A 20,913-nucleotide genomic window follows, 5' to 3' on the forward strand; every position below is an offset into this window, starting at 1 on the left:
CGAGGCCGTAGCGGGTGAGCCGCTTGGCCTCCAAGTGAGGAGAGCAGTGGCAGGCAAAGCCCGCGTGCACGAACTGGCCAAGGAACTCGGCGTCACCAGCAAACAGGTGCTCGAGCGACTCAAGGAACAGGGCGAGTTCGTCAAATCGGCGTCGTCGACGGTAGAGGCCCCCGTGGCCCGTCGACTGCGTGAATCATTCCCCGGCAAGGACGGGGGAGCCAAGGACTCCAAGTCGTCCCCGGCCCCCGGCCCGCGCCAGAGCGCAAAGCCCGGACCCAAGCCGTCCGGCACCACCAGTGCACCGAAGCCCGGTGCATCTGCGACCCCGGCGGCACCCGCCGCCGACCGCCCGAGCCCCGGTCCGCGGACCGGCGGCCCGAAGCCCGGCGCACCCAAGCCCGCACCCGCACCGGTGGAGACCCCGGCGCCGGCTGCGCCCGCACCGGCGGCGGAACGTCCCAGCCCGAAGCCCGCCCCCGCGGCACCCGCCCCGCAGGCCCCGGCCGCGTCGGCGGCACCTGCGGCCCCGGCACCGTCCCCGGGCGCGCGTCCCGGCCCGAAGCCGGGCCCGCGCACCCCGCGGGTGGGCAACAACCCGTACTCGTCGGCACCGGCGCCCGCGCCGCGTCCGGCTGCCCGTCCCGGTCCGGGACAGGGCGGCCCGCGTCCCGGCGGCGGTCGTCCCGGCCCGGCCGGCCAGGGTGGTCCGCGTCCCGGCGGCGGTCGTCCCGCTCCCGGTCAGGGCGGCCCCCGACCCAATCCCGGCAACATGCCCCCGCGCCCGAGTCCCGGCGCCATGCCGTCGCGCGCGGCCCGTCCGGACGCCCGCCCGGGTGGTCGTGGCGGACCCGGCGGTGGCGGCGGCCGTGGCGGTGGCGGCGGCGGATACCGCGGTGGCCCCGGTGGCGGCGGCGGTGCACCCGGTGCACCCGCAGGTGGCGGCTTCCGCGGTCGTCCCGGCGGCGGTGGCGGTGGCGGCCGTGGCCGCGGCGGCGCTGCAGGCGCCTTCGGTCGTCCCGGTGGTGCACCGCGCCGTGGTCGCAAGTCGAAGCGGGCGAAACGCGCCGAATACGAGAACATGCAGGCACCGGCCGTCGGTGGCGTCCGGCTGCCGCGCGGCAACGGCGAGATCATCCGTCTCGCCCGTGGCGCGTCGCTGTCCGATTTCGCCGACAAGATCGACGCCAACCCGGCATCGCTGGTCCAGGCGTTGTTCAACCTCGGCGAGATGGTCACCGCGACCGAGTCGGTCAACGACGAGACGCTCGAGCTGCTCGGCTCGGAGATGAACTACCGCGTCCAGGTGGTCAGCCCCGAGGACGAGGACCGCGAGCTCCTCGACAGCTTCGACCTCACCTACGGCGAGGACGAGGGCGGCGAGGAAGACCTCGAACAGCGTCCGCCCGTGGTCACCGTCATGGGCCACGTCGATCACGGTAAGACCCGACTGCTCGACACGATCCGCAAGGCCAACGTCCGTGAGGGCGAGGCCGGCGGTATCACCCAGCACATCGGTGCCTACCAGGTGAACACCCACCTCAACGGCGAGGATCGCCTGATCACGTTCATCGACACCCCGGGTCACGAGGCGTTCACCGCCATGCGTGCCCGCGGTGCCAAGGCGACCGACATCGCGATCCTCGTCGTCGCGGCCGACGACGGCGTCATGCCGCAGACGGTGGAGGCGGTCAACCATGCCCAGGCGGCCGACGTGCCGATCGTGGTCGCGGTGAACAAGATCGACAAGGAAGGCGCCGACCCGCAGAAGATCCGCGGACAGCTGACCGAATACGGTCTGATCCCCGAGGAGTACGGCGGCGACGCCATGTTCGTCGACATCTCGGCCAAGCAGGGCGAGAACATCGACGCGCTGCTCGAAGCCGTCCTGCTCACCGCGGACGCGTCGCTCGACCTGCGGGCCAACCCGGACATGGACGCCCAGGGTGTCGCCATCGAGGCGCACCTCGACCGCGGCCGTGGCCCGGTGGCGACCGTGCTGGTCCAGCGCGGCACGCTGAAGGTCGGCGACTCGATCGTCGCCGGTGACGCCTACGGACGTGTCCGTCGCATGGTCGACGAGCACGGCGACGACGTCCCCGAGGCGCTGCCGTCGCGTCCGGTGCAGGTCATCGGTTTCACCTCGGTCCCTGGCGCAGGCGACAACCTGCTCGTGGTCGAGGAGGACCGCATCGCACGGCAGATCGCCGACCGGCGCAACGCGCGCAAGCGCAACGCGCTGGCCGCACGCAGCCGCAAGCGGATCAGCCTGGAAGACCTGGATTCGGCGCTCAAGGAGACCAGCCAGCTCAACCTCATCCTCAAGGGTGACAACTCGGGTACGGTCGAGGCCCTCGAAGAGGCGCTGCTGAACATCGAGATGGGCGACGAGGTCTCGCTACGGATCATCGACCGCGGCGTGGGTGGCGTGACCGAGACCAACGTCAACCTGGCGGCGGCCTCGGATGCGATCATCATCGGCTTCAACGTCCGTGCGGAGGGCAAGGCCACCGAGCTGGCCAACCGCGAGGGCGTCGACATCCGGTACTACTCGGTGATCTACCAGGCCATCGACGAGATCGAGAGCGCGCTGAAGGGCATGCTCAAGCCGATCTACGAAGAGGTGGAGCTCGGCCGCGCCGAGATCCGCGCGATCTTCAAGTCGTCGAAGGTCGGCAACATCGCCGGTTGTCTCGTGCAGTCGGGCATCATGCGGCGCAACGCCAAGGCCCGCCTGTTGCGCGACAACGTGGTGGTCGCCGAGAACCTCACCGTCTCCTCGCTCAAGCGCGAGAAGGACGATGCCACCGAGGTTCGCGAAGGCTACGAATGTGGTCTCACGCTGACCTACTCGGACATCAAGGTGGACGACGTGATCGAGACCTACGAGCTGCGGGAGAAGCCGCGCGACTGATCGCGGCAGCGACTGCCCTCGTACGACATCTCGACAGCTGTGGTGCGCGCCGACCGGTTTCCGGTCGGCGCGCACGCAGCGCTACGGAAGGAGTCCTGTAATGGCTGATCCGGCACGAGCTCAGCGCCTGGCCAAGCGGATCTCGTCGATCGTCGCGTCGGCGATCGCGCACGAGATCAAGGATCCGCGACTGGCGTATGTCACCGTCACCGATGCCCGGGTGACCAACGACCTGCACGACGCGACGATCTACTACACCGTGATGGGCGAATCCATCGATGCCGAGCCCGATGTCGAGGCCGCGGCCGCGGGGCTGGCGAAAGCGACCGGCGTGCTGAGGTCGAAGGTCGGCGCGGGCACCGGGGTGCGCTTCACCCCGACGCTGCGTTTCGTACTCGACACGGTGCCCGACGCGGCACGTCAGATGGAGGAGCTCGTCGCCCGCGCCCGCGCGAACGACGAAATCGTCGCCCGGCGTGCGGCGGAGGCGAAGCCGGCGGGCGATTCGGACCCGTACCGTTCGGCGGACGACTCCACCGGTACCGAAGAGTGAGCGGTTCGTCGAGCGCGGCGATCGCCGCGACGCTGGCCTCTGCGACCGCGGTGACCATCTGCTGTCATGTGCGCCCCGATGCGGACACGATCGGCAGTGGTCTGGCGCTGGGGCTGGCACTCGACCGCCGGGGCGTCGACGTCGAGGTGTCCTACCCGGGGACCGAGCAACTCCCGGCGTCGCTCGCCGGGCTGCCCGGCAGCAAGCTGCTGTGTTCGCCCGCGCAGGTCGTCGGACATCCGCTCGTGGTGGCGGTCGACGCCGCCAATCTCGATCGTCTCGAATCGCTCGGCGCGACGTTCACCGCGGCGCAGACCTCGGTTGTGATCGACCACCATGCGTCGAATCCCGGCTTCGGGGACCTCGACCTGGTCGACCCGGACGCCGACTGCACCGCGGTCCTGGTGCTCGACGTCCTCGACGACCTGGGCGTTGAACTCGACGCCGACATCGCCACCTGCATCTACGCCGGTCTCAGCACCGACACCGGTTCGTTCCGGTGGGCTCGTCCGGCGTCGTTCCGGGTTGCGGCCCGACTCCTCGAGACCGGCGTCGACGCGCGGAGGTGGAGCCGCATCCTGTTCGACTCGCATCCGTTCGCGTGGTTCTCGATGATGTCGGGCGTCCTGGCGTCGGCCCAGCTCGCCCCGTCGGCGTGCAACGGCGAGGGTCTCGTCTACGCGATCGTCGATCACCAGGCACTGGCCGGGATGAGTTGGGACGAGGCCGAGAGCGTGATCGACACGATCCGTACCGCGCGCGAAGCCGAGGTGGCCGCGGTCTTCAAGGAGAGCGAGCCGGGGAGGTGGACGGTCTCGCTGCGATCCAAGGACATCGTCGATCTCGTCCCGATCGCCCGGGCCCATGGTGGCGGCGGACATCGTCAGGCCTCCGGGTACAGCGACACCGGTACCGCTGACGACGTGGTCGCCAGGTTGCTGGAGTCGCTCTGAGCGAGGATTCCCCAGGCGTGGCGCGCATCGCCACGCTGACCGTCTCGGCTCTCGCGGTTCTCATCGCGCCTCCGCTCTACCTCCTGCTCGACCTTGCCGTCGTGGGACGTCTGGGCGGCGAACAACTGGCCGCACTGGGAGTCGGCACCCTGGTGCTCTCGATCGTCAGCACCCAGCTGACCTTCCTGTCCTACGGCACCACGGCCCGGTCCGCGCGACGCTTCGGTTCCGGTGACCGGCCCGGTGCGGTCGTCGAAGGCGTGCAGGCGAGTTGGATCGCGGTGGCGGTCGGCATCCTGATCGTCGCGGTGGCGTATCCGTGTGCCCCGGTCGTGATGCGCCTGCTGGTCGGAACGTCGTCGCCGGAGTCGGCCGCGGTCGCCCAGGACGCGGCGGGCTGGCTGCGGATCGCGATGTTCGGTGTCCCGCTGATCCTGTTGTCGATGGCGGGCAACGGGTGGATGCGCGGAGTGCAGGACACGCGTCGTCCGGTCGTCTACGTCGTGGTCGGTCTGTCCCTCGCCGCGGTGCTCGTCGTCGGACTGGTCCACGGCATCGGCCCGTTCCCGCGTCTGGGCCTGGACGGCAGCGCGGTGGCCAACGTGATCGGACAGGGTGTGACCGGCATGCTGTTCGCCGTGCGAGTGGTCCGTGAGGCGCGACGGGTCCCGGGTTCGCGCGCCTTCGCGCCCGACTGGTCGATCATCCGCGCCCAGCTGGTCATGGCGCGTGATCTGGTCGTGCGCAGTCTGTCGTTCCAGATCTGCTTCGTGTCCGCGGCCGCAGTCGCCGCCCGATTCGGGGTGGCCCAGGTCGCCGCTCATCAGCTGGTGCTGCAGCTGTGGGAGTTCATGGCGCTGTTCCTCGACTCGCTGGCCATCGCCGCCCAGGCCCTGGTCGGCGCCGCACTCGGTGCGGGACGCCTCGGCGCCGCCGACTCCGTGGCCCGTCGCGTCACCGCGGTGTCCGTGGTCGCCGCCACCGCGATGGGTGCACTGTTCGCCGCCGGCGCGACGCTGATCCCGCGCATCTTCACCTCCGACGCCGCGGTCCTCGATGCCGTGGGTGTGCCGTGGTGGTTCTTCGTCGGGATGCTGCCGATCGCCGGGGTGGTCTTCGCGCTCGACGGCGTCCTGCTCGGCAGCGGCGACGCCGCCTTCCTGCGCACCGCGACACTCACCGGCGCCCTGGTCGGCTTTCTGCCACTGATCTGGCTGTCGCTGGTGTTCGACTGGGGCCTCGCCGGCGTCTGGTCGGGCCTGGTGGTGTTCATGCTCGTCCGGCTGGCCACCGTGGTGTGGCGGATCCGATCCGGACGCTGGCGGCAGGCGGGTGCGGTCCGCGCCTGAGACCGCGACTCTGGCACGATGGATCCTCGTGGCTACTCTGTGGGCGATCAGCGATCTGCACATCGCACATCGGGGCAACGAGCACATCATCGACAGCATTCGGCCGACGTCGCCGGAGGACTGGCTCATCGTGGCCGGTGATGTCGCCGAACGCACCGACGACGTCGTCGACACCTTGCGTCGACTGCGGGCGCGCTTCGCCACCGTCGTCTGGGTGCCGGGCAATCACGAGCTGTACACGACGGCCAAGGATCCGCTGCAGGTGTTCGGGGTCGCGCGCTACGACTACCTGGTGCAGGCCTGCCGCGACATCGGTGTGGTCACCCCGGAGGACATCTATCCGCTCTTCGACCCGGGTGACGGCTCGGATCCGGTCCGCGTGGTCCCGATGTTCCTGCTCTACGACTACACCTTCCGCCCCGAGGGCACGGCGAACAAGCTGACCGCGCTCGCGCTCGCCCGGGAGCGCAACGTGGTGGCGACCGACGAGTTCCTGCTGTCGCCCGAGCCGTTCCCCACCCGCGACGCCTGGGGGCGAGCGCGGATCGAGATCACCCGACGCCGGCTGGAGGCCATCGATCCGGCCGAGAAGACGATCCTGATCAATCACTGGCCCCTGCGTCGGGAACCGTGCGACGCACTCATCTATCCCGAGTTCGCGCTCTGGTGCGGCAGCGAACTGACGGCCGACTGGCACACCGAGTTCAACGCGGCCTGCTGCGTCTACGGCCATCTCCACATCCCGCGGACCACCTGGTACGACGGCATCCGGTTCGAAGAGGTGTCGGTCGGCTACCCGCGGGAATGGAAGCGTCGCGGACTGCCGAATCCGTTGATGCGCAACATCGTTCCCGGCGATGGGCTCGGCGCGGCCGATCTGCCCGAGCACGGGGTGCGGTTCGATCTGCCGCCGGACTATGCCGAACGCGCCGCCGAGTTCCGGCAGCGCGTCGAGCAGCGGCAGGCGGAGCGACGCACCCGGCAGGCCGAGAGACAGGCCGAACGCCAAGCACGAGAGGACAACCGATGATCGAGCAACTCCTGCCGGCGGGCGTCGCCTCGGCGGAGGCGTTCGCCGACCCGCCCGGTCTGATCCTGATGCCGGCCGAGCAGAGCCTGATCGCGCGTGCGGTGGAGAAGCGCCGCCGCGAGTTCACCACCGTCCGGCACTGCGCCCGCCAGGCGCTGGGCGAGCTCGGTCACGAGCCGGTCCCGATCCTCAAGGGCGACAAGGGTGCACCCGTCTGGCCGGCCGGGATCGTCGGGAGTCTCACACACTGCGACGGCTACCGCGCCGCGACCGTGGCATACGCGATGTCGGTGCGTTCCCTCGGCATCGACGCCGAACCGCACGACGCCCTGCCCGACGGCGTGCTCGAGCACACCAGTCTGCCCGCGGAGCGGGAGGTCCTCGCGACGCGATCGGGCGACCTGCACTGGGACCGATTGCTGTTCTGTGCCAAGGAGGCCACCTACAAGGCATGGTTCCCGGTCGCCAAGCGCTGGCTGGGTTTCGAGGACGCGCACATCACCTTCGAGCAGTCCACCCCGACGTCGGGCACGTTCACCTCGCGCATCCTCATCGACCCGGCCGCGACAGACGGGGGGCCGCCGCTGCTCGAGTTCTCCGGTCGCTGGCTGGTCGAGCGGGGCATCATCACCACCACGATCGCGCTGACCTGACGTGGCCGACGCAACCATCGAGAACGCCGGGCTGCTCGTCGTCGACAAGCCGGCCGGTATGACGAGCCACGACGTCGTCTCGCGCTGCCGGAAGATCTTCAACACCCGCCGCGTCGGCCATGCGGGCACCCTCGACCCGATGGCGACCGGCGTCCTGGTCGTCGGGATCGAGAGGGCCACAAAACTTCTCGGTCTGTTGTCGCTGACCACGAAGTCCTACACGGCGACGATCCGGCTCGGTGCGTCCACGACGACCGACGACCGCGAGGGGGAGATCCTCTCCACCGCGGACGCATCCGGGGTGTCCGATACCGAGATCGCCACGGCGATGGTCGAACTCACCGGTGACATCCAGCAGGTCCCGGCGAAGGTCAGCGCGATCAAGGTCGACGGCCGACGGGCGCACGCGCTCGTGCGTACCGGCGCCGACTTCGACCTCGCGGCGCGCCCGGTCACCGTGTCCCGCTTCGAGCTGCTCGCCACCCGGCGCGACGGGGAGTTCGTCGATCTCGATGTGGTGGTGGACTGTTCGTCGGGTACCTACATCCGGTCACTGGCACGCGATCTCGGCGCCGCCCTGGAACTCGGCGGGCACCTCACCGAACTCCGCCGGACCGCGGTCGGCCCGTTCACCCTCGACCATGCGCGCACGCTCGACGACGTGCGCGAGGAGCCGCGCGTCAGCCTCGACATCGACGAGGCGGTCAAGATCTCGTTCCCGCGCCGGGACATCGACGACGACGAGGCCGAGTCGATCAGTCAGGGACGGTGGCTGGAGCCGATCGGACGCAAGGAGATCTATGTCGTCGTCGACCCGCGGGAGCAGGCGATCGCGCTGATCCAGGAGAAGGGTCGTCGCGCGAGTTCGGTGATGGTGGTCCGGCCGGCGACGCTGCGCTGACGCCGGTGACCGCGCTCCCGGACCGGGTCAGGCGCGCGGGACGACGAAGATGGCGCGCGCGGCGATGTCGCCGAGGTCGATCGGATCGGCATCGTCGAGCGACACCGAGATCGTGCCCGCGAACGGGCGTTTCTCGGCGACGGTCACCACGCAGTCGAGCGCGACGCCCACCTGATCGAAGTAGCGCAGCATCTCGGGATCGGTGTCGGAGATCCGGGCGATGGCGCCCGACGCCCCCACATCCAGGTCGGCGAGCAGGGCCGCGTCCGGCGCGGGGATCGTGCCGTCCAGGGCGGGGATCGGGTCACCATGTGGATCCCGGTCGGGGAAACCGAGTTTCGCGTCCAGCCGGGCCATCAGACGGTCGGAGACCGCGTGCTCGAGGATCTCCGCCTCATCGTGCACCTCGTCCCACCGGTATCCGAGTTCGCGCACCAGGAAGGTCTCGATCAGACGATGGCGGCGCACCATCAGGATGGCCGCGGATCGACCCTCGTCGGTCAGGGTGACCGCGCCGTACGGTTCGTGGGAGACGAATCCCTGGTCGGCGAGCTTGCGGATCGCCTCCGAAGCGGTGGATGCGGACACACCGAGGGACTGGGCCAGCAGCTTGGTGGTGACCTTGACGTCCTCCCACTCCTGGCTGGTCCAGATCACTTTGAGATAGTCCTGGGTCACCTGTGACAGTTCTGTCACCGGACGATCCGATCCCCGAGGCATGACCAAGAGCTTAACCCCACCGCAAACGCGAGTGGCGGTGGTGGTTTGGAACACCGGGTGCCCGTAGTCTGGTCGCGTGTTGCGATGGCGAGGTCTGGACGACATCCCCGCGGACTGGGGACGGTGCGTGGTCACCATCGGTGTCTTCGACGGTGTCCACCGGGGACACGCCGAGCTCATCAGCGCCGCCACCACGGCGGCGAAGGAGCACGGGGTGCCGGCGGTGCTGATGACATTCGATCCGCATCCGTCCGAGGTGGTCCGGCCGGGATCCCATCCGCCGCAACTGACGACGCTGACGCGGCGCGCCGAGCTGGCCGAGGAACTCGGCATCGACGTCTTCTGCGTCATGCCGTTCACCCCCGAACTCGCCGCCCGGTCGCCGAAGGACTTCGCCCACGACATCCTCGTGGAGACGCTGCACGCCGCCGTCGTGGTGGTCGGCGACAACTTCACCTTCGGTCGCAAGGCGGCCGGGGACGTGTCCAAGCTCGCCGAACTCGGTGGGAAATTCGGCTTCTCGGTGGAATCGGTGTCGCTGTTCGGTGAACACGCGGTGACGTTCTCGTCGACCTACATCCGTTCCTGTGTCGCGGCCGGTGACGTGGACCGTGCCACCGAGGCGCTCGGTCGGCCGCATCGGGTCGAGGGCGTCGTGGTGCGCGGCGACGGCCGCGGCCGCGACCTGGGCTACCCGACGGCCAATGTGGCGCCGCCGATGTACGCCGCCATCCCGGCCGACGGCGTCTACGCCGCCTGGTTCACGATCCTCGGCGCCGGTCCGGTCGTCGGCGAGGTCGAGCCGGGGGAGCGGTACGAGGCCGCGGTGTCGGTGGGCACCAATCCGACGTTCTCCGGCCGGACTCGCACCGTCGAGGCGTTCGTGCTCGACAAGAGTGCCGATCTGTACGGCCAGCACGTCGCCGTCGACTTCGTCCATCGCATCCGTGGCATGGAGCAGTTCGACGGCGTCGACGATCTGATCACCGCGATGGGTGACGACGTCACGAAGACCAGGGAGATCCTGGCCGCGGCCGAGAGCTGAGGGTCCACGGCCCGCTCGCTGCGCTCCCGGCGCCGATTTGGGCCGCGTCCCACTCGGGCTGTAGCCTGATCAGTCGGTGTTGCTGCAGTCCGCGGTGGCGCATCGTTGTCGTTTCGGACGCGGTACTGAGAAACAGGAGTATCTCCATGGCTTTGACTGTCGAGCAGAAGAAGGAAATCCTCGCCGAGTACGGTCTGCACGAGACCGACACCGGTTCGCCCGAGGCCCAGGTCGCGATGCTGACCAAGCGCATCACCGACCTCACCGAGCACCTGAAGCAGCACAAGCACGACCACCACAGCCGGCGCGGTCTGCTCCTGCTGGTCGGACGCCGTCGTCGTCTGCTCAAGTACGTCGCCAAGGTCGACATCAACCGCTACCGTTCGCTCATCGAGCGCCTCGGCCTGCGTCGCTGATCCCACGACTTCGACCGGCCGCCCCCGAATCCGGGGGCGGCCGGTTTGTCGTATGCCTGTTTGTCGTATTGAGGTATTGACAGTCGGCGGTGATACGCTGACAGACGGATCGTGCCGGAACTCGAGGCAGTACGGAACGACCAGCCAGATCGGTCCTCGGTAGTGGCCGCCGGAAACCTCGCCCGGGCAATCCCCGGGCGCGCAGGATTCCGGCCGCTTCGATCGAAGGCCGTCTGAGCACTCATCCGGCGCAGATACGCTGCGCCATTCACCGTGCTGCCGCACATTCTCGGCGCGTTCTGGGTCGGTCCGATCCGCGCGTGCGCTCTTCGAGGACATGTCCGCTCGATGCGGCATGTGAGTACGTGCTGCGCACCTCCGCGATGACCACCCCCAACCGCACAAGCGGCCGACTCCGCGTGGCCGCGTCAGACGGCCGCCACCGGCAGCCGCTACGAAGGGATTCCACCCCACATGACAGATGTGAACACGACCGAAGACTTCGCCGACGACTACGACGACGCCATCACCGAGGCGACCGCCGTCATCGACAACGGGAGCTTCGGCAGCCGCACGATCCGGTTCGAGACCGGACGGCTCGCGCTGCAGGCCGCCGGGTCGGTCACCGCCTACCTCGACGACGAGAACATGCTGCTCTCGACCACCGCGGCGTCGAAGCACCCGAAGGAGCACTTCGACTTCTTCCCGCTCACCGTGGACGTCGAGGAGCGGATGTACGCCGCCGGACGCATCCCCGGATCGTTCTTCCGTCGAGAGGGCCGCCCCTCGACCGACGCGATCCTGACCTGTCGCCTCATCGACCGTCCGCTGCGCCCGTCGTTCGTCGACGGTCTCCGCAACGAGATCCAGGTCGTCGTGACCGTCCTCTCGCTCAACCCCAACGACCTCTACGACGTCGTCGCGATCAACGCCGCGTCGGCCTCGACCCAGCTCGCCGGCCTGCCGTTCTCCGGCCCCGTCGGCGGCGTGCGCGTCGCGCTCATCCCGACCGAGGAGAACAAGGCCGGACAGTGGGTCGCGTTCCCGACCGTCGAGCAGCTCGAGGGCGCCGTGTTCGACATGGTCGTCGCGGGCCGCATCGTCGCCGGCTCCGGTGACACCGCCGACGTCGCGATCATGATGGTCGAGGCAGAGGCCACCGACAATGTCATCGACCTCGTCGCCGGTGGCGCACAGGCGCCGACCGAGGCGATCGTGGCCGAGGGCCTCGAAGCCGCCAAGCCGTTCATCGCCCGCCTCTGCGAGGCGCAGAAGTCCCTGGCCGCCGCCGCGGCCAAGGAGACCGCCGAGTTCCCGCTGTACCCGCCGTACCAGTCGGACGTCTACGACGCCGTGGCCGCCGCTGCCACCGATCGCCTGTCGGAGATCCTGACGATCGCGGGCAAGCAGGAGCGCGACGACAAGACCGACGAGCTCAAGGCCGACATCCTGGCCCAGCTCGGCGAGCAGTTCGAGGGTCGCGAGAAGGAGATCGGCGGCGCCTACCGGTCGCTGACCAAGAAGCTCGTGCGCCAGCGCATCCTGACCGACCACTTCCGCATCGACGGTCGCGGCATCACCGACATCCGCGCGCTGTCGGCCGAGGTCGCCATCATCCCGCGTGCGCACGGCAGCGCGCTGTTCGAGCGCGGCGAGACCCAGATCATGGGTGTCACCACCCTCGACATGGTCAAGATGGCGCAGCAGATCGACTCGCTCGGACCCGAGACGTCGAAGCGGTACATGCACCACTACAACTTCCCGCCGTACTCGACCGGTGAGACCGGCCGCGTCGGTTCGCCCAAGCGTCGCGAGATCGGCCACGGCGCGCTCGCCGAGCGTGCCCTGGTGCCGGTGTTGCCGAGTGTCGAGGACTTCCCGTACGCGATCCGTCAGGTCTCCGAGGCATTGAGCTCCAACGGTTCGACCTCGATGGGTTCGGTCTGCGCGTCGACCATGTCGCTGCTGAATGCCGGTGTGCCGCTGCGCGCCCCGGTGGCCGGTATCGCCATGGGCCTCGTCTCCGACACCGTCGACGGCGAAACCCGTTATGTCGCACTGACCGACATCCTCGGCGCCGAGGATGCCTTCGGCGACATGGACTTCAAGGTCGCGGGCACCAAGGACTTCGTGACCGCGCTGCAGCTCGACACCAAGCTCGACGGCATCCCGTCGCAGGTGCTCGCGGGTGCGCTCAGCCAGGCCAAGGACGCCCGGCTGACCATCCTCGACGTCATGGCCGAGGCCATCGACGAGCCGGACGAGATGAGCCCGTTCGCGCCGCGGATCACCACCATCAAGATCCCGATGGACAAGATCGGTGAGCTGATCGGCCCCAAGGGCAAGACGATCAACGGCATCACCGAGGAGACCGGCGCGAACGTCTCCATCGAGGACGACGGCACCGTGTTCGTCGGCGCCGCCGACGGCCCGTCCGCGCAGGCCGCGATCGACCGCATCAACGCGATCGCGAACCCGCAGCTGCCGAAGGTCGGGGAGCGTTTCCTCGGCACCGTCGTCAAGACCACCGCGTTCGGTGCGTTCGTGTCGCTGCTGCCGGGTCGCGACGGCCTGGTGCACATCTCGAAGCTCGGCAAGGGCAAGCGCATCAACAAGGTCGAGGACGTCGTGAACGTGGGCTCCAAGCTCCGCGTGGAGATCGCCGACATCGACGAGCGCGGCAAGATCAGCCTCGTCCCGGTCGACGACGACGCCGACAAGGCGGAGGCACCGGCTGCCGAGGCAGCCACCGCAGACGCCTGATCTGACACCGAGTGGGTCCGGAAGGGGCCCGTCGTCCATGCGGACGGCGGGCCCCTTCGCCGTGTCGTGGCTCTACCGACGATCGGGTTCGTCGAACCAGATCTCGAATCCGTCGGTCCAGGCCGTTCCGGAGCCGGCGATCTGCTCGTACAGACCCTCGATGGTCTGGGCCGTCGAGATCGCCTGGTCGGGGTTCTGGGTACCGAAGTTCCCGCTCGAGGAGATCCCGACGAGGACGTACCGGCCGGCGCGGGTCTCCTGGTACCAGGGCGACCCGGAGTCGCCGCCCAGGACGACGAGCTCGGCGTTGACGAGCCGGTGTTCGGGTGCCGCGTCCTGATGCAGCAGTCCCGTCACGGTGCCGACGGTCGTGCCGGTGCGTTCACCGGTCTTGGCCACCGGATCGCCGACCTCGGGATCGGCCGCCGTCACGAACACCGGGTCCACATCCCAGTCATCGTCGATCGCGATGACGGTGTAACCGCGCGGATCGGCGAGGGTGATCGACCCGTCTGCGGTGCCTCCGTCGTCCTTCCACTCCACCACCTCGCCGATCGGCTCGCCGTCGGTGGTGGTGACCTCGTCGCCGACGCCCTCGGCGCAGTGCCCGGCCGTGACGGCGAGACGGTCGCCGTCGTCGTTGGTCCCGAAGAATCCGATGGAGCACAGGCCGTCGCCGATCAGGATGCCCTGGCCCGCGGTGAGGGTGTCGGCGTACTCGGGGGTGATGGCGGCGGCTGGGGCGGTGGTGCCCAGCGCCACGGCCAGAGCGGCCAGCAGAGTGGTCGCGGCGGCGACGTGAGGCTTGATCATCGGGGTGTCCTTTGCTCCGAGCGGGTGTCTGCTCCGTTGGAGTGCCGCACGGGTCCTGTGGTGTCCGGCCCGACGCGGAATCATCCGACCGGCCGACGGCCCGGTCGGTCGCGACGCGCGCCTAGACTCTGCAGAGATGTCCGGTGAGGAGAAGGTGCAGCTGACGGTCGCGCGCCGTCGGGACGCCGGTGACGTCTCCGCCGCGCGCGCCGTCGCCGAACTCCTGCGCACCGCACCGGTGATCGGCCGGGCCGACATGACCGTTCGTCAGGCGGCCTCGCTGATGACCGAGCGCGGACAGGATTATGTGGTCATCCCGCTGCCGGACCGACGCCACGGTGTGCTGACCGACGGCGACATCCGGGCCGAGGTGGTCGCGGCCGGGCGCAGCGTCGACACCGAGGTCGGGGAGATCGTGACGGAGCCGGCGTTCGTCGTCGATGCCGGGGCGGCCGCCGTGGACGTCCTGACCGAACTCGTCGATCGTGACCTCTCGATCGTCCCGGTGTGCGACGCCGACGGCGATGTGGTCGGTGTCGTCGGTCCGGGCGATTTCGTCGCGGACCCGGCGGGCGCCGGAATTCCTCTGCGCGAACAGATCCGGCGGTCGATCGACGTCGACGAGCTGCAGGGGCACGCGCGCCGACTGCCGCAGTTCGTCGCCGACCTGGTGCGCCGCGACCGGCCGCCGTACGAGATCACCCGCGCGGCGTCCCTGATCGTCGACTCGGTCGTCGGTCGTGCGCTCGATGTCGTCCTCGCCGCCCATCCCGAACTCGATCCGGCGGCGTTCACCTGGCTGTCGCTGGGTAGCACCGCCCGTCGGGAACCGGTCTTGAGCTCCGACGTGGATTCGGCTGTCTCTCTCGATGATTCGGTCGCCGACGAGATCGATCGGTACCGGACGGCGTTCGGCGAGGTCGACGAGGTGTTGCGGAAGGCCGGACTGCGGGTCGACGCCAACGGCGCCCTCGCGTCGAAGCCGCTGTTCGCGCGGACGCACTCGCAGTGGCAGGCGGCGGCGCGGGGCTGGATCGACGACCCGCTCGCGGGCAAGGGGATGATCTTCACGTCGCTGATGCTCGACGGCCGGCCGGTCCGCGGGGGCGTCGCGTCGTCGGCGACGCCGGCGGTGGCGATGATCGCCGGCCTGCGGCGTGACCCGAGGACGATGAATCTGCTTCTGGCCGAGACTCTGTCGACGCGCGCCCGGTTGCGCTCTCGGCGTGATGTGCTGACCGGGCGGGGCAACGTCGTCGACATCAAGAAGCATGCGGTCACACCGCTGGTCAACATCGCGCGATGGGCTGCGGTCAGTGTCGGTTCGACCGACGTCGACACCCGGGGCCGTCTGCGCGCGGCGTCCGGCAGCGAGATGCTGCCGGACGAGCAGGCGTCGATGCTCATCGAGGTCTTCGACGTGTTGCAGCGCGTCCGACTGCGATATCAGGTCGCGCAGTTCGACAACGGCGACCCGCCCGGCGATCGGTTCGACGTCAGACAGTTGTCCCCGCTGGACCGCAGCCTCCTCGGGCAGGCGGTCCGCGAGATCGCCGGTGTGCAGCGGCGGATGTCCACCATGAGCCGACTCCTCCCCGGACCCGAGCAGGTGACCTGAAACCCGATGTGTCTGATCCTCTTCGCGTGGAACGCCCACCCCACCCGGCGTCTGATCGTGGCCGCCAACCGGGACGAGCAGCACCGCCGCCGCACGTTCGCGCTGTCGCACTGGGACGACCTGCCGATCCTCGGGGGTCGCGATGCCGTCGCCGGCGGGACGTGGATGGCCGTCTCGGCGGAGACGCCCGACCGGGTGGCGATGGTCACGAACGTCCGCGTCGGTCCGGCTCGACGAACCGGAATCCGTTCGCGCGGACAGCTTCCGGTGGACTATCTGGTCGGTGACGACGATCCGAAGGTGTACGCGCACCGGGTCGTCGACGACGCTGCCGCGTACGACCCGGTCAATCTGCTCGTCGCCGATCGGAACGAGCTGTGGTGGATGACGAACTGGCCGGAGCCGCGCGCCGAGCGGGTCGCCGACGGTGTGCACGGTCTCTCCAACGGGGCCCTGGACAACGACTGGCCGAAGGTTGTCGACGGTGCGGCGGCGTTGGGTGAGCTGGTCGAGGCGGAGGGCGCCGATCCAGACGCCGCCACCCTGGACGAGTCCTACTTCGCCATGCTGGCCGACCAGGATCGGCCGGACCCGGCGAGGCTGCCCGACACCGGCGTCGGCCCACAGGCCGAGGCGGCGCTGTCGTCGATGTTCATCAACATCCCCGGATACGGCACCCGGGCATCGACCCTTCTGCGGGTCGGGCACGACGGCCACGGATCGATGACCGAGCGACGCTATGGCTGGCGTGCGCGACGTCGAGGCACCACGACGCTGACCTTCTGACCGCTTGTGCTCAGTTGTGCGCGAAGGGGTTAGGCGACACTTCCAGATCGAGTGCGGCGCCGACCTCCGCGGTGAACAGTTCGCCGTCTCGCGTGCTCAGCCCCGAGGCGAGTGCCGTGTCGGCCGCGCACGCCTTCGCCGGTCCCGAATCGGCCAGCCGGAGGACGTGCGGGAGGGTGGCGCCGGTGAGCGCCTGGGTCGACGTACGCGCGACATTGCCGGGCATGTTCGCGACGCAGTAGAAGACGGTCTCGTGGACGGCGAAGGTCGGATCATCATGCGTGGTGGGCCGGGAGTCTTCGAAACAACCACCCTGGTCGATCGCGACGTCGACGAGCACCGCGCCCGGCTTCATCCGGGCGACAGTGCTGTTCGAGACGAGGACCGGTGCCTTGGCACCCGGGACGAGAACGGCTCCGATCACCAGGTCAGCGTCGACGACGGCGGCCTCGATCGCGAGTGCCGTGCTGTACCGGGTGTGCACGCGACCGCCGAAGCGGGCGTCGATGGCCCGCAGTTTGGCGATGTCGATGTCGAAGACGGTGACCTGGGCGCCCATGCCGAACGCGATCTGGGCCGCGTTGACGCCGCTGACGCCACCGCCGAGAACGACGACGTCGGCGGGCTCGGTTCCCGGGACGCCGCCCATCAGTACGCCCCGGCCACCCGCCGAACGCATCAGGTGGTAGGCGCCCACCTGTGGTGCGAGGCGTCCGGCGACCTCGCTCATCGGGGCCAGGAGGGGGAGTGCACCGTCGGCGCTGCGGACCATCTCGTAGGCGATGGAGGTGATGCCCGAGGCAAGCAGTGCCTGTGTGCACTCTCGGCCCGCCGCGAGGTGAAGGTAGGTGAACAGGGTCTGATCCCGGCGCATCAGCGGGAACTCGGAGGCGATCGGTTCCTTGACCTTCAGCAGCAGATCGGCCTGCTCCCACACCTCGGCGGCCGATCCCAGGATCTGAGCGCCCGCGGCCTTGAAATCGTTGTCGGGAATCGCCGAGCCCTCACCCGCACCGGCCTGGATCACGACGTCGTGACCGCGATGGTGGAGTTCGGCGACGCCGGCCGGGGTGATGGCCACCCGGTACTCGTGGTTCTTGATCTCGGTGGGGATGCCGATACGCATGGTGACTCCGTACTGGTTGCGTCTCCTGAATGTTCCTCGATGAACTGATTCCAGCGTGAAGGAACGTCGATCATGTCACAATGCGACTGAAGAATATTCTCGACAGTCGGGATTCGCCGACGATTCTGTGATCGGAGAGCATGCGATGCCCGCGACGCCGAAGGATTTTCGGACGGGCGACCTCGACGCGACGGACCGGGAACTGCTGCGACTGCTGCAGTCGGATGCGCGGATGCCCAACAGCGAACTGGCCCAGCGCGTCGGCATCGCCGCGTCGACCTGCCATGGGCGTCTGCGGAGGCTCGTCGAACTCGGCATCATCCGCGGCTTTTTCGCCGATGTCGACCCGGCCGCGCTGGGACGTCCGTTGCGCGCGATGGTCGCCGTCAGCCTGCAGTCCGACGCGCGCGGGCGGATCCGGCAGTTCGTCGGCGAGATCGCCACCCACGACGAGGTGATCGACGTGTTCTTCCTCGCCGGCACCGACGACTACCTGTTGCATGTGGCCGCCGCCGACACCGAGGCGCTGCGGCAGTTCGTCGAACGACTCAACGGGCGGCGCGAGGTCGCCGGAACGACGACGTCCCTGGTGTTCGAGCACCGCCGCGGGGGCGCGCCGATCTTCTGAGTGCGCCGCGCCACTAGACTGGGCTCCGGCATTTGTCGAGACGAAGAGGGTGGACATGAGCGGTATCAAGGTGGGCGTCCTGGGCAGCCAGGGCAAGGTCGGGCAGGCGATCGTCGCCGCGGTCGAGAACGCCGACGACCTCACCTACACCGTGGGCGTCGACAAGGGGGACTCCCTGGAGTTCTTCACCGACACCGAGACCCAGGTCGTCGTCGACTTCACCCACCCCGATGTGGTGATGGACAACCTGAGGTTCCTCATCGCCAACGGGATTCACGCCGTCGTCGGCACCACCGGATTCACCGAGGAACGACTGGACACGGTCCGTGGCTGGCTGTCGGACAACCCCGGCGTGGGCGTCCTCATCGCACCCAACTTCGCGATCGGCGCCGTGCTGTCGATGCGTTTCGCCGCGCAGGCCGCCAAGTACTACGAGTCGGTCGAGGTGATCGAGTTGCACCACCCGCACAAGGCCGACGCGCCGTCGGGTACCGCCTATCGGACGGCAGAGCTGATCGGGCGGGCGCGGGCCGAGGCCGGTGTCGGACGGAGCCCCGACGCCACGACCGAGGAACTCGACGGCGCCCGCGGCGCTGTCGTCGACGACGTGCGCGTCCACTCGGTACGGCTCGCCGGACTCGTCGCACACCAGGAGGTGCTGCTCGGCACCGCCGGTGAGACGCTGACCATTCGGCACGACTCCCTCGACCGGGCGTCCTTCGCGCCCGGGGTGCTGCTCGGTGTGCGTAGCATCGCCGACCGACCCGGGCTGACCATCGGGCTCGAAGAACTGATGGATCTCTGAACCGATGACTCCCGACGGACCGCAGACCGGACCAGCCCACGACGACGACACCGAGGGTGGCGCACCGCGACTCGGTCCGCGCACAAAGGACTCGCGTCCGATCGTCTGGATGATCGCGTTCCTGGTGGTGGCGCTGATCGTCTACTTCGTACTGCTCGGATGGCGCGGCATCCAGTTGATCGGTTCGGGGTCCGTCGCGGGCATCGGGTTGGGCGTCGGGGTCATCGCCCTACCGCTGATCGGGGCCTGGCTGATCTACGCGACGCTGCGCGCCGGCCTCGAGCATCAGAAGCTCGCGGCGATCATGGCCGACGAGGGTCGCGAACTCGACATCTCCCAACTCCCGCACCGGGCTTCGGGCCGCATGGAGCGCGACGCGGCCGACGAACTCTTCGCTCAGGTGAAGGCCGAGTGGGAGGCCGACCCGAACGACTGGCGCAACACCTACCGCATCGCCCGTGCCTACGACTACGCCGGCGACCGCACCCGCGCCCGCTCGATGATGAAGCGGGCTGTCGCCCAGTACCACGGCCGGGAACAGTAGCCCGGTGAGCCGGCTGCTGATCGTCCACCACACCCCGTCACCGGCGTGCCAGGAGATGTTCGAGGCCGTCGTGTCCGGCGCGACCGACCCCGAGATCGAGGGCGTCGAGGTGATCCGACGAGCCGCGCTCGCCGTCACCGCCTCCGACTTCCTCGACGCCGACGGGTACCTCCTCGGCACGCCCGCCAATCTCGGATACATCAGCGGCGCACTGAAACACGCCTTCGACGTCAGCTACTACCAGATCCTCGACTCGACCCAGGGCCGGCCGTTCGGGCTGTACCTCCACGGCAATCAGGGCACCGAAGGTGCTGTGCGAGCGGTCGATTCGATCACCTCCGGCCTCGGCTGGACCAAGGCCGCCGAGTACGTCATCGTCTCCGGTTCGCCGAGCAAGGACGACCGCGAAGCGTGCTGGGAGTTGGGTGCGACGGTCGCGGCGGGGTTGATGGCGGGGTGAGCTTACAGGGACGTTTTCCCTCACCGATGGACGTCGGACGCCGAGATTGCGGAGTCCAAGCGGCAGGCTGCTGCGGGTGGGGTGGGGAAGAAGCATCACCATGTTCCGAGGGTGTACCTCCGCCGGTCAATCGTTTTGGCCGTGCGAAAATTGTGAGTAGGGCGCTGCCTTGGGTGTGTGCACTGTATAGAATTCCGTACTCGCACGATCGTCACGATCGTCGCATGTGATCTTTCCGGTGGGACCGCACCGACTATTGGTGCTTGGGGTGAGGGAGCTTCATCCACTGCCTCCGCCGTACACGCTGACCACTGACGAGGCCCGTCAGATCAACTTCGAGATGGTCGCCGCGTCACACGAATTCACTTACGAGAGTCCCGAGACGATGATCGCGGCGACACTCAGCGTCCCGCCTTGGCCAGTTCATGACCCCGATGGTGCGCAGACGTTCATGGAAGCAGTCTTGGAACCCTCGAGATGGCAACCGGGCGAAGGCCCGTCGTGGGCAGTGGGGCGGTGGTACGCCTGAGGTGCGGCAGACGAATCGCCGCATGGCTGAGCGTCGTCGATGACTAGTTGCGTGTCCCGGTCGAGGACATCTGGATCTTCCTTGCGGTGGACCGCCGCGAGTACGTGCCGGGGTGAAAGCTTGTACCTCGGGTATTAGGATCAGAGGAACGGACCCCGATCCAGGACTCGGCTGGACCAAGGCCGCCGAGCACGTCATCGTCTCCGGCGCCCCGGCCAAGAAAGCCCGAGACGCGTGCTGGAAATTCGGCGCGACCGTCGCCGCGGGGTTGATGGGGTAGCTCGCGAGTGTTCCGCGGAACACTCTGAAC

The 20,913-nt window shown here is 68.8% G+C and carries 19 protein-coding genes and 1 pseudogene; 17 read left to right on the top strand and 3 right to left on the bottom strand.

Features of this window, described 5'->3' with window-relative positions; translation table 11 throughout:
- Window positions 1-46: 46 nt before the first annotated feature.
- The 7 genes from infB to truB all read left to right on the top strand — a co-directional run bounded on the left by infB (window position 47) and on the right by truB (window position 8,350).
- The gene (gene infB, locus BCM27_RS11150; RefSeq protein WP_033203474.1) at window positions 47-2,911 is read left to right on the top strand and encodes a translation initiation factor IF-2; all 2,865 of its coding nucleotides are present in this window, start codon (window positions 47-49) and stop codon (window positions 2,909-2,911) included.
- 100 nt (window positions 2,912-3,011) lie between these two features.
- Complete coding sequence (rbfA, locus tag BCM27_RS11155) at window positions 3,012-3,464, top strand: 30S ribosome-binding factor RbfA (RefSeq protein WP_004021895.1); 453 nt, start codon at window positions 3,012-3,014, stop codon at window positions 3,462-3,464.
- A complete protein-coding gene (locus tag BCM27_RS11160; protein WP_004021894.1) occupies window positions 3,461-4,417 on the top strand; it encodes a DHH family phosphoesterase in 957 nt (318 codons plus the stop codon). The genes rbfA and BCM27_RS11160 overlap by 4 nt, the downstream gene beginning before the upstream one ends.
- Before the next feature lie 17 nt (window positions 4,418-4,434).
- The gene (locus BCM27_RS11165; RefSeq protein WP_004021893.1) at window positions 4,435-5,766 is read left to right on the top strand and encodes an MATE family efflux transporter; all 1,332 of its coding nucleotides are present in this window, start codon (window positions 4,435-4,437) and stop codon (window positions 5,764-5,766) included.
- A 28-nt stretch (window positions 5,767-5,794) separates the two neighbouring features.
- Window positions 5,795-6,796: a metallophosphoesterase family protein gene (locus BCM27_RS11170; protein ID WP_172622053.1), complete on the top strand. Its 1,002-nt coding sequence runs from the start codon at window positions 5,795-5,797 to the stop codon at window positions 6,794-6,796.
- Window positions 6,793-7,449 carry a 4'-phosphopantetheinyl transferase family protein gene (locus BCM27_RS11175; RefSeq protein ID WP_004021891.1) on the top strand — a complete coding sequence of 219 codons (657 nt, stop codon included), beginning with the start codon at window positions 6,793-6,795 and terminating at the stop codon, window positions 7,447-7,449. Before BCM27_RS11170 ends, BCM27_RS11175 begins: the two co-directional genes overlap by 4 nt.
- Window position 7,450: 1 nt before the next feature.
- Window positions 7,451-8,350 carry a tRNA pseudouridine(55) synthase TruB gene (gene truB, locus BCM27_RS11180; RefSeq protein WP_004021890.1) on the top strand — a complete coding sequence of 300 codons (900 nt, stop codon included), beginning with the start codon at window positions 7,451-7,453 and terminating at the stop codon, window positions 8,348-8,350.
- 27 nt (window positions 8,351-8,377) lie between these two features.
- Here the strand turns inward: truB and BCM27_RS11185 are convergent, their stop codons facing one another.
- A complete protein-coding gene (locus BCM27_RS11185; protein ID WP_004021889.1) occupies window positions 8,378-9,046 on the bottom strand; it encodes a metal-dependent transcriptional regulator in 669 nt (222 codons plus the stop codon).
- 100 nt (window positions 9,047-9,146) lie between these two features.
- On the opposite strand from BCM27_RS11185, the gene BCM27_RS11190 reads away from it, so the two are divergent.
- The 3 genes from BCM27_RS11190 (at window position 9,147) to BCM27_RS11200 (ending at window position 13,294) form a co-directional block, all read left to right on the top strand.
- Window positions 9,147-10,115, top strand: a complete 969-nt coding sequence (locus BCM27_RS11190) for a bifunctional riboflavin kinase/FAD synthetase (protein ID WP_081487019.1) — start codon at window positions 9,147-9,149, stop codon at window positions 10,113-10,115.
- 146 nt (window positions 10,116-10,261) lie between these two features.
- Window positions 10,262-10,531 carry a 30S ribosomal protein S15 gene (rpsO, locus tag BCM27_RS11195; protein ID WP_004021887.1) on the top strand — a complete coding sequence of 90 codons (270 nt, stop codon included), beginning with the start codon at window positions 10,262-10,264 and terminating at the stop codon, window positions 10,529-10,531.
- A 474-nt stretch (window positions 10,532-11,005) separates the two neighbouring features.
- Window positions 11,006-13,294 (top strand): polyribonucleotide nucleotidyltransferase, encoded by a 2,289-nt coding sequence (locus tag BCM27_RS11200; protein ID WP_004021886.1) that lies wholly within the window; start codon window positions 11,006-11,008, stop codon window positions 13,292-13,294.
- A gap of 72 nt (window positions 13,295-13,366) precedes the next feature.
- On the opposite strand, the gene BCM27_RS11205 is transcribed toward BCM27_RS11200, so the two are convergent.
- Window positions 13,367-14,107, bottom strand: a complete 741-nt coding sequence (locus BCM27_RS11205; protein WP_004021885.1) for a chymotrypsin family serine protease — start codon at window positions 14,105-14,107, stop codon at window positions 13,367-13,369.
- A 136-nt stretch (window positions 14,108-14,243) separates the two neighbouring features.
- On the opposite strand from BCM27_RS11205, the gene BCM27_RS11210 reads away from it, so the two are divergent.
- Both BCM27_RS11210 and BCM27_RS11215 read left to right on the top strand, forming a co-directional pair.
- Window positions 14,244-15,725: a putative nucleotidyltransferase substrate binding domain-containing protein gene (locus tag BCM27_RS11210; protein ID WP_033203469.1), complete on the top strand. Its 1,482-nt coding sequence runs from the start codon at window positions 14,244-14,246 to the stop codon at window positions 15,723-15,725.
- A gap of 6 nt (window positions 15,726-15,731) precedes the next feature.
- Window positions 15,732-16,511 (top strand): NRDE family protein, encoded by a 780-nt coding sequence (locus BCM27_RS11215; protein WP_004021883.1) that lies wholly within the window; start codon window positions 15,732-15,734, stop codon window positions 16,509-16,511.
- A 10-nt stretch (window positions 16,512-16,521) separates the two neighbouring features.
- On the opposite strand, the gene ald is transcribed toward BCM27_RS11215, so the two are convergent.
- On the bottom strand, window positions 16,522-17,637 hold the full coding sequence (gene ald / locus BCM27_RS11220; RefSeq protein ID WP_004021882.1) for an alanine dehydrogenase: 1,116 nt from the start codon (window positions 17,635-17,637) through the stop codon (window positions 16,522-16,524).
- A gap of 145 nt (window positions 17,638-17,782) precedes the next feature.
- Here ald and BCM27_RS11225 point away from each other — a divergent pair, with 145 nt between their 5' ends.
- From BCM27_RS11225 to BCM27_RS26075, 5 genes and pseudogenes are all read left to right on the top strand, one after another.
- On the top strand, window positions 17,783-18,265 hold the full coding sequence (locus tag BCM27_RS11225; RefSeq protein ID WP_004021881.1) for an Lrp/AsnC family transcriptional regulator: 483 nt from the start codon (window positions 17,783-17,785) through the stop codon (window positions 18,263-18,265).
- Window positions 18,266-18,320: 55 nt separating this feature from the next.
- The gene (gene dapB, locus BCM27_RS11230; protein ID WP_004021880.1) at window positions 18,321-19,070 is read left to right on the top strand and encodes a 4-hydroxy-tetrahydrodipicolinate reductase; all 750 of its coding nucleotides are present in this window, start codon (window positions 18,321-18,323) and stop codon (window positions 19,068-19,070) included.
- A 4-nt stretch (window positions 19,071-19,074) separates the two neighbouring features.
- Entirely contained in the window at window positions 19,075-19,614 is a 540-nt protein-coding gene (locus tag BCM27_RS11235; protein WP_004021879.1) for a hypothetical protein, read from the top strand.
- 4 nt (window positions 19,615-19,618) lie between these two features.
- Window positions 19,619-20,074, top strand: a complete 456-nt coding sequence (locus BCM27_RS11240; protein ID WP_004021878.1) for a flavodoxin family protein — start codon at window positions 19,619-19,621, stop codon at window positions 20,072-20,074.
- A gap of 692 nt (window positions 20,075-20,766) precedes the next feature.
- Window positions 20,767-20,883 (top strand): annotated as a pseudogene (locus BCM27_RS26075) (flavodoxin family protein); the annotation flags it as partial.
- Between the last annotated feature and the right edge of the window lie 30 nt (window positions 20,884-20,913).

Origin of the sequence: Gordonia terrae (assembly GCF_001698225.1) — a bacterium.
GTDB lineage: Bacteria > Actinomycetota > Actinomycetes > Mycobacteriales > Mycobacteriaceae > Gordonia > Gordonia terrae.